This window comes from Streptomyces sp. MB09-01, from assembly GCF_033794505.1.
Classification (GTDB): Bacteria; Actinomycetota; Actinomycetes; order Streptomycetales; family Streptomycetaceae; genus Streptomyces.
Window position 1 is genome coordinate 1 of the sequence record NZ_JARAYQ010000322.1, and the last position, 8058, is coordinate 8058.

An 8058-nucleotide genomic window follows, 5' to 3' on the forward strand; every position below is an offset into this window, starting at 1 on the left:
GCCCCGCCCGGGGCAATCCACCCTCTCTCGACCCTGGAGGCCACGTGCCCGCCGCCGACTCCTACGACTGGCGAACCGCCCCTTGCCCCGAGTGCGCGGATCCCGCCGCCCGCCTCGTGCCGGGTGACAGCGACCGCGCCGACATCCTGCTGTGCACCCGCTGCCCCGCGCGCGGGCGGCTTCCGTACCGCGACCCTGCCGACCCTCGCGCGCGCCTGCCGTTCGGCGTCCTGCTCGCCATGCGCGGCGGGGTGCTGCACCTCGGCGTGCCCGCCGTGCCGCACGGCCTCAACGCGTACACGCGCTCGGTCGTGGCGCTGGCCACGGAACGCGGGTTGCTTCCCGTGTGGCGACCCTCCACCCGGCGTCACCACGTGACTCTGGCCGCGCCCGGCCCCGAAGGCGCATGGGGGTGGATGGAGGTGGGCGCCCGCTCCGGGAAGATCCTGCGCGCTACGGTCCACCTGCACGGGCGCGGTGCGCCAGGGACCCGCGCCGCAGGGCCGCGTGCGGTCCGTCAGCTGGTGGCCCGCCTCTCGGCCTCCGGCCGCTCCGCCGGTCCCGAAGTGGCTGCAGGGGATGCGGCGGCACCCCGCTGACCCGTCCCGGCCAACGCGGGAGCGCGCGGCCGGGCGGGGCCTCGGTGGAGGGTGCCGGCCGGACCGGCCCACAAATCTGACGGGCAGTCAGATTGAGGGCGGCGGCAGGGTTGCGTAAGTGATGAATAGTGAGTATAGTTTTCTTGTCGGCGGGGGATTCCCGCCGACATCCCCACCACTCTCCAAGGGAGTTCACATGACCGTCGCCACCGCCTCCACCGTCCAGACCGTTCTGGAGCCGGGCACGGTCGTGCGTACCCCCCGCTACGACGAGGGCAAGAACACCGGCGAGCGCCGGGCCATCGTTGTCGGCCTCTGGAACGAGAACGACCCGAAGGCTGGATACAAGGTGTGGTTCTACACGCTCGGCGCCCCCTCGTTCGCGCCGAGGACCCTCGGATTCGCGTTCGTTGGCGAGCCCACCGTGGTGGGCACGGTCGACGACATGTCCGAGCGCACGCTGATCCGCCTCCACCGGTGGCTGCGGGACCTCGACCAGTTCTCCAAGGCGCGGTACCGGATCCAGAAGGCGGGCCTTCGCAAGCGCGCGATCCGCCTGGGCCAGTAGGCCCGATGCCGGGGGCGGCACCACCGCCCCCGGCCCCGCCCGCTGGTCGGCCGTGGCAGCCGACCAGCACCGACAACACACACACGCAAGGAGTCCCGTCATGGCCCGAACCACCTTCGTCGCCTCCACCGGCTGCACCCGCACCAGCGAGACCCGTCAATACACCCACGCGGTCACTGTCGACCGCCGCGAGGGCGCGGGCCGTATCGTGCACACCTGGTCGATGTCCGCGGCCAACGTCGCCAACGCGGCCCGGAGGGCCGAGCGCGCGGGCTGGAAGAACGTCGCCGTCGAGGAAGTCGCCGTCCAGGCCAAGCCGGTCCGCACCCGCAAGACGACTGCCGCCCAGACGTCCACCCAGACGGAGCCGGTCCCCGCCGAGGAGCGCGCGCCTCTCGCCCTGTACTCCGTCCGCCCGGCGGCGGGCGGGGGCTTCGACGTCGTCAACAATTCCGGCCTGGTCGTCTCGGGCGACTGGCAGACCGAGGCCGGCGCCCAGGAGTGCGCCGAGTTCCTGAACGCCCAGGAGAACCGCAAGCGTGCCGAGGACGCCCTGACCGAGCCGCAGCGGCGGGTGTACGCCGTCGTCAAGCGCGACGGCGCGATCGGCGCCGGATACGGGCACAACCTCACCGCCGTCCGGAGCCTGCACGCCGCAGGCCTGGTCAAGCTCACCGAGTACGGCGCCCGCTCCTGGAACGCCGTCCACGTTCCGCCGCCCGCCGCCGGTCCGGCCGAGGCCGCCCCGGCCGCCGGTACGGGCGTACTGCCCGAGGACGCCGAACACTCGGCGGCCGCCGCCGCGGTGACCGCCCTGTCCGGACAGCCGCTCGCCGACGTCACCGGCCCCGACGACCTCGGCGAGGTGGCCGGCTACTGGGTCCGGCCGGACGGCACCAGCGGCCGCCTGACCGTCGGCTGGGTCGAGGACGGCAAGCTGACCACCGGCGCCGACGGGCGGCCGCCCCTGACCGCGCTGTGCGTCGCGAAGGAGCTGTTCGAGCGCACCGACGGCTGGCTCGTCGAGCCCGGTGACCACCCGTCCCTGCTCGTCCGGCACGTGCCGACCTTGGAGGCCGCAGCCACGCAGGGCGCGGCCGCCGAGCAGGACCGGGGCGCGATCACCGGCACCTGGACCATCACCCACACCGGCCTGCCCGAGGGCCGCTCCTTCCTGAGGGTCGAGGCTCCCGACTCGGCCGCCGCCTTCGCGGCCGCCCTGGCCACCCGCGGCGGCCGCCTGGTCCAGCAGGCGGGACACCGGCTCGGCGCGCGGCGCCTGCGGGAAGCGGACCTGGTCCGCACCGTCGGCGAGCGGGTCCGGCACGTGGCCAGCGGCCAGACCGGCACCGTCGAGGCGGCGGACGTACGGATGACCGGCGCCCGGGCGTACCGGGACGGCGTGACCGTCGCCGTTGACGGCCGGTCCCGCAAGACCGCGCGCTCCCTGGAATGGGAGCCCCTGCCGGCGGCCGAGGACCCCGAGGCTGCCTGCTGACGGCCCCCGCCCGGCCCCACGGGGCCGGGCGGCTCTCCTTCCCCTCCGCCGCCATCGCGCGTCCGGGGAGCCGCGCCCAGGCGGCGCGCTGGCGGGGGGCCGCCCACAGCACCCCCGGTGTCGTCTGCGGATTTCTGCCGGGAAGCAACGGCGAACCCTTGCGAAGTGATGAATGATGAGTATAGTTATCTTGTGGTCGACGGTGGCAGTCGGTCGCACCGGACACACATCCTCGGACCCTTCGGAGAGACATGATCATCCGCACGCCGCTCCCCAACGCCCTGCACGCAGCTGCCCGCGCCCGCGCCATCGCCGGTATCGCCCGACGCAGGACCGTACTCAACCACCCGGCCGAGGAAGCGCTGACCACGGTCGCCGAACTCCTCGACGACGTCGCGCTGGCCTTCGAGACCGACCTCCCCCAGGTCCTGGACGGTGTCGTGATCACCAACACGATCCCCTTCGACGCCTCCCTGCTCCTCTCCATCGCCGAAGACGTCATCGTCCAGAACAGGGCGACCGGGCTCCCCGACTGCCTCGGCCAGTACGTCACCAGCGCCGTGTTCGGCACCCTCGAACTGCCCCGGCTCCTGCACCCCGTCAGCGCCCAGCTCGCTGCACAGGAGACCCGCCTGCGCGTTGCCCTCCAGCTGCTGCACGAGCGCCACCTGACGGGAGCCGATGAGCGGCCGGAGGCGGCGGCGCTCTACCTGGAAGCCGCATTCAAGCTCCACCTGAACTGGGTCCGCCTTGCCGCCGCCGTCGCCGTGGACAACGCCCGCCCCTGCAACCGGCCGACCGTCGCTCAGTAGTACATCGCGGGGCGCACAGCCCCCCGCGTCCCGGCGCCCGGCCCCACCTCGGGCCGGGCGCCGGGGCCAGGCGCCCCCTGCGCACGACAACGGCCCGTACGGCAACACGCCCCCACCCGCTCGACGCAAAGGAACACGATGACCATCCGGAACGAACCCACGGAAGGCGACCTGCTGCTCGCCGAGCTGGCGGCCCTGGGCCGCCGCGCCTTCCCCGGGGAGGAGGGCGGCATGACCTTCCTGATCATGGCCGCCGACTCGCGCGCCCCGCACGACGAGGACGCCGCCTACGGCGTCCCGCACGTCCTGATGTACGCCGGCGAGCGGGCCGACCGGCCCGCGGCCGACCACCGTGAACCCTGGTCCGCGCACCTGCACGCCGCCGACGGCACCTACCTCGAAACCCTCGTCGACGGTTCCCCCACGCTGCTCGACGCGGCCGCCGACGCCGCCCGCTGCGCCCGCGAGGTGACCGAGCGGCTCAGCCGGCGCCGCCGCAGCAACATCCCGCCGGTCGCACGCCGGTTCTGCACCTTCTGATCCACCCCTGGCCGGGCGGCAGTGGCAGCCGCCCGGCGCCGAACTCACCACCCCGAACCGCGAGGAGACCCATGGACATGAGCACCCGCCGCCGGCTGCTGGAGGGGATCCGGCGCGCCCACCAGGCTGACGCCGCGTACACCGCCGCCGGCCGCGCCCGCGCCCGGGCCACCAAAGCAGCCGCCGCCGCACACGCCCGCATCACCCGTGATCCGCAACTGCGGGCCGAAGCCGACGAGCTGGAGGCCGCGCAGGCCGCCCATGCCGGCCTCGCCCGCCGCGAGCAGGAGGCCCGGGCCAAGGTCCGCCGGACCTTCACCGCGGCCCGCGCGGCCAACCGCGCCCTCGCGGCGCTCTACACCCCGCACGCCCCCGGGCGCGGAACCGGCGGCCGGCGCCGGTCCGGCGTCGCGGCCGCCCTCCTCGGCGAGCTCGCCGAGACACCCCGCGAGCTCATCCTGGCCGCGGACAAAATCCTCGTCTCCACCAGTGCAGGCAAGGACTCGCTCGTCTGCGCGTACCGCGTGGTCACCCTGGCCGCCGAGGCCGGCTGCCTGGACAAGGTGGTCATGGTCCACGCAGACCTGGGGGAGGAGTCCGAATGGCCCGGAGTGCGCGAGCTCGCGCAGCGCCAGGCCGAGCGGTGGGGCGTTGAGTTCATCGTCGTCCAGGCCGACCGCGGCCTGCTCGGCCTCGTCGAGAAGCGCAAGATGTGGCCGGACGCGGCCCGCCGGCTGTGCACCTCGACCCTGAAGCGCGACAAGATCGCCCCACTGTTTAAGCAGATCACCGACGCCCTCGGCCTGGACGGACAGGCCCTGATCCTCTCCGCCCTCGGGATCCGGGCCGCCGAATCCCCCGCCCGGGCCCGGAAGCTGCCGCTCGCCATCGACATGCGCGCGAGCAACGGCCAGCGCATGGTCCTGACCTGGCACCCGATCCTGGAGCTCTCCGAGGCCGACGTCTGGCAGCAGATCGCCGACGCCGCCCTGGAGTACCACCCCGTCTACGACGCGGTCATCCCCCGCCTGAGCTGCGTCTTCTGCGTGCTCGCAGGCCGGGACGTCCTGGTGCGAGCCGTACGGCTGTGCTGGGCCCTGGGGTTGGACCTGCCCACCCGGTACGTCGCCCTGGAGGAGCACATCGGCCACAAGTTCCGGGAGAAGCTCAGCGTCGCCGAGATCGTCGCCGAGGCCGCCCGCGTCGAGGCCGAGGAAGGCCCTCTGGTGTGGGCGCGCGGGGACGCGCTGCGGCGCCATGTCGGCGAGGAGGCCGCGGCCGACTACCTCCGCCGGCTGGCCCTGGCGCTGGCTGCCTGACCGTCGGGACGGATCCCGAGAGAAGGGAAGCGCGCCCCTCCTGGCAAATCGTGATGTGTTGTGAGTATAGTTGTGTCGCCGGTCGGGAGTGGCACCCGACCGGCGACCGACAGCACACCGCGCGGCCGCCGGACCGGCCGACCCGAGGGGAGCAGCCCATGACGAACGCTCAGACCGCCGAGCGCATCGCCGAACCCATCCGCGTCACCGCCCTCGGAACCGACGCCGAAGGCCTCGTGCACCTCCTGCCCGACCACGACGACACCACCGCCCGCTGCGGCTTCACCGACTGGCACAGTCACATCATCTGTATCGACTGGTTCGAGGAGCGCACCTGCCCCGTCTGCCTCGCCGACCTCGCGCTCGACCTCGGCGCCGAAATCCCCGCCGACGTCCTCGCCGAGCTCGACGAGATCGCCGCGCCCTGGCCGGGCCGCTGGCTCCTGCGCCCCCGCGAGGGCGACCGCGAGCGCGTCATCGGCGTCTGCGCCGGCCCCGGCGGCTGGGACGAGGGGCTCGAAGCCCTCGGCGCCCGCTACGACGCCGTCGGCCTCGACCTCTCCGGCGACGCCTGCGCCACCGCCGAGCGCGCCGGACACCGCCGCATCGTCATCGACATCACCCTGCTCGACCCCGAACACCCCGCCCTGCGCTGGACCGTCGGCGTCATCATCTCCCCGCCCTGCCCGGCCTGGTCCACCGCGGGCAAGCGCGCCGGACTCACCGCGCAGTCCCTCCAGGTCCTCGCCGCCATGCTGCGCGCCGCCGGGGAGGCTGCCGGACACGGCGGGTACCGCGACCGCTCCGGGATGACGTGGGCCGAGGTGCGCGCCATGGCGGCCGCCATGCCGGACCCGGAAGCCGGGCTCGTCGCCGAGGTGCTGATCTGGGCGCTCGGCCTCCAGCTCCACGGTGAGACCTTGCGGTGGGTCGCCATGGAGCAGTCCGCGAACCTCCCCGAAGAGGTGCGGGAGGCGGTCAGCTTCGAGCTGGCCCTGGCCGGCTGGTCCCAGCAGCAGTGGGCCGAGCTGGACGCGGCCGACTACGGGGTGGCCACCCACCGGCGCCGGGTCTTCTTCATGGCGGTGCGCTACGGCCGCATCCCCGGATCCGTGCGGTCCGGCCTGCCGTTCGCCGAGCAGACCCTGGCCGCCGCCCTCGGCTGGGCCCCCGGGGAGCGAGTCAACACCCGCGGCACGCGGGGACTGGACACGAACGGCCGCCCCAAGGGCGGGAACACGTTCTCCGCGGACAGGGCCGGCTGGTGCCTCACCGGCAAGGCCAGGACCTGGTACCGCGAGTCGGACGGCTACCGGCTGACCGAGGCCGAGGCAGGACAGCTGGTCGGATTCCTGCCGACCTACCCCTGGCGGGCCCCTGAGCCGACGGCCCGTAAGGACTCGCGTACGAGCGCCTTCCAGCGGATCGGGGACGTGGTGTGCCCGCCGGTCGGCGCGGTCGTACTGGGCGCCCTGACCGGCCGCCCGTGGCGCCGGCCGGTAGAGGACTACCTCGGGCGGGTCTACCGGGGAGCCGAGGCCATGGCACCGGTGGAAGTGCCGCAGCAGCGCGGCCGGTGCGCCCCGGCGGACCTGCTGGCCCTGGCCGCGTAGTCCAGCTCGCGCAGAGCGGCGCAGTCACGCGACTGCGCCGCCGCCCGGGCAAGGCCGTCCCGGACGTTCTGGGCGGCCCCGCCCCCGGCCGCTGAGCTGCGGGAATCCGGGGGATCAGAGGCCGCACCCACAGTGAAAGTGATGCGTGCGTGGTATAGTTATCTCATGGTCGGGGGTGGCAGCCGACCAACCCAACCGAACTCACACCCAGGAGAGTCATGACCCGATCGTCCTCCCCGAAGACCGGCTCCGTCCTCACCCGCGTCACGATCGACGGAATCCCCGCCTACCCCGCCGTCGTCGACCCGGCCGACCGCTGGAACGGCTTCGTCTCCCCCTTCTTCACCCTCGACACCGTCCGCCTACTCTCCGCCGAGACCCTCAAGGACGCCGCCAAATACGGCTACGACTGCTCCGACACCATCCACGTCATCGACGGAGGAACCGACAGCAACGGCGCCCCGCGAGCAGTCGTCCTCCACATCCGCTGGATGTACCTCGAAGAAGAGGGCCCGGCCCAGGTCGCCTCCGTCATCAACCCCCGGAAGGAGGACGGCCTCTACGGCATCGGCGGCTGGGAGTGGACGTGGTCCATCTCCACCTGGGACTGCGCGTGCCGCAGCTGGGACTACCACGAGACCGAGCCCTGCCCGAACTGCGGCGGCGAACGCCCCAGCCGCTTCGAGCTGGCTGCCTGAGCCATGGCCATCAACACCGCACCCCAGCCCTCCACCTGCCTGGTCCTCGACCCGGACGGCCGTGGCACCGTCCTCCAGGTCACCTCCGTGCACAACCTCGACGGCGAGACCCTCGCCGAGCGCCTCTACGAGGCCTACGCCATGACCACCGAGAACAACACGGAACTGCCCGAGGAGATCACCACCGAGACCCTCATGGCCGCACTCGGTGAGCAGATCGCCAACTGCGCGGAGGGCTGGCACACCTGGGCCAACGAGCCGACGCAGCAGGCCTGGGACACCGTCCGGCCCTGGGCCGAACAGCAGGTCCGCCGCCTGTTCCCCGGCCTGACCTGGCGCGTCGAGCCGGACCGGCAGTTCCTGCCGCCCAACAGCTGAGCCACCCCACCGGCGGGGCGGCGGCCCCCACGC

9 protein-coding genes are annotated in these 8058 nt (G+C 73.4%); all 9 read left to right on the top strand.

From position 1 onward, the window contains the following. Positions 1-599 (top strand): hypothetical protein (locus PV721_RS38335; protein WP_319732722.1); only part of this gene is annotated, 599 nt, incomplete at its 5' end. A gap of 196 nt (positions 600-795) precedes the next feature. Next, entirely contained in the window at positions 796-1167 is a 372-nt protein-coding gene (locus PV721_RS38340) for a DUF6409 family protein (RefSeq protein ID WP_319732723.1), read from the top strand. 100 nt (positions 1168-1267) lie between these two features. Then, on the top strand, positions 1268-2665 hold the full coding sequence (locus tag PV721_RS38345) for a hypothetical protein (RefSeq protein ID WP_319732725.1): 1398 nt from the start codon (positions 1268-1270) through the stop codon (positions 2663-2665). Between the two features lie 251 nt (positions 2666-2916). Beyond that, a complete protein-coding gene (locus PV721_RS38350) occupies positions 2917-3477 on the top strand; it encodes a hypothetical protein (RefSeq protein WP_319732727.1) in 561 nt (186 codons plus the stop codon). A gap of 138 nt (positions 3478-3615) precedes the next feature. Then, positions 3616-4017, top strand: a complete 402-nt coding sequence (locus PV721_RS38355) for a hypothetical protein (RefSeq protein ID WP_319732729.1) — start codon at positions 3616-3618, stop codon at positions 4015-4017. A gap of 77 nt (positions 4018-4094) precedes the next feature. After that, positions 4095-5336 carry a phosphoadenosine phosphosulfate reductase family protein gene (locus tag PV721_RS38360; protein WP_319732730.1) on the top strand — a complete coding sequence of 414 codons (1242 nt, stop codon included), beginning with the start codon at positions 4095-4097 and terminating at the stop codon, positions 5334-5336. A gap of 158 nt (positions 5337-5494) precedes the next feature. Next, positions 5495-6949, top strand: coding sequence for a DNA cytosine methyltransferase (locus tag PV721_RS38365; RefSeq protein ID WP_319732732.1), 1455 nt, complete (start codon positions 5495-5497; stop codon positions 6947-6949). A gap of 218 nt (positions 6950-7167) precedes the next feature. Further along, positions 7168-7647 (top strand): hypothetical protein, encoded by a 480-nt coding sequence (locus tag PV721_RS38370; RefSeq protein WP_319732734.1) that lies wholly within the window; start codon positions 7168-7170, stop codon positions 7645-7647. Between the two features lie 3 nt (positions 7648-7650). Continuing rightward, positions 7651-8025: a hypothetical protein gene (locus PV721_RS38375; RefSeq protein ID WP_319732736.1), complete on the top strand. Its 375-nt coding sequence runs from the start codon at positions 7651-7653 to the stop codon at positions 8023-8025. Positions 8026-8058 lie beyond the last annotated feature (33 nt).

Excerpts from the sequence above, each read along its gene's own strand:
- PV721_RS38370 (WP_319732734.1), top strand. The coding sequence starts at position 7,168 with ATGACCCGATCGTCCTCCCCGAAGACCGGCTCCGTCCTCACCCGCGTC.
- PV721_RS38340 (WP_319732723.1), top strand. The coding sequence starts at position 796 with ATGACCGTCGCCACCGCCTCCACCGTCCAGACCGTTCTGGAGCCGGGC.
- PV721_RS38355 (WP_319732729.1), top strand. The coding sequence starts at position 3,616 with ATGACCATCCGGAACGAACCCACGGAAGGCGACCTGCTGCTCGCCGAG.
- PV721_RS38365 (WP_319732732.1), top strand. The coding sequence starts at position 5,495 with ATGACGAACGCTCAGACCGCCGAGCGCATCGCCGAACCCATCCGCGTC.
- PV721_RS38375 (WP_319732736.1), top strand. The coding sequence starts at position 7,651 with ATGGCCATCAACACCGCACCCCAGCCCTCCACCTGCCTGGTCCTCGAC.
- PV721_RS38345 (WP_319732725.1), top strand. The coding sequence starts at position 1,268 with ATGGCCCGAACCACCTTCGTCGCCTCCACCGGCTGCACCCGCACCAGC.
- PV721_RS38360 (WP_319732730.1), top strand. The coding sequence starts at position 4,095 with ATGAGCACCCGCCGCCGGCTGCTGGAGGGGATCCGGCGCGCCCACCAG.
- PV721_RS38350 (WP_319732727.1), top strand. The coding sequence starts at position 2,917 with ATGATCATCCGCACGCCGCTCCCCAACGCCCTGCACGCAGCTGCCCGC.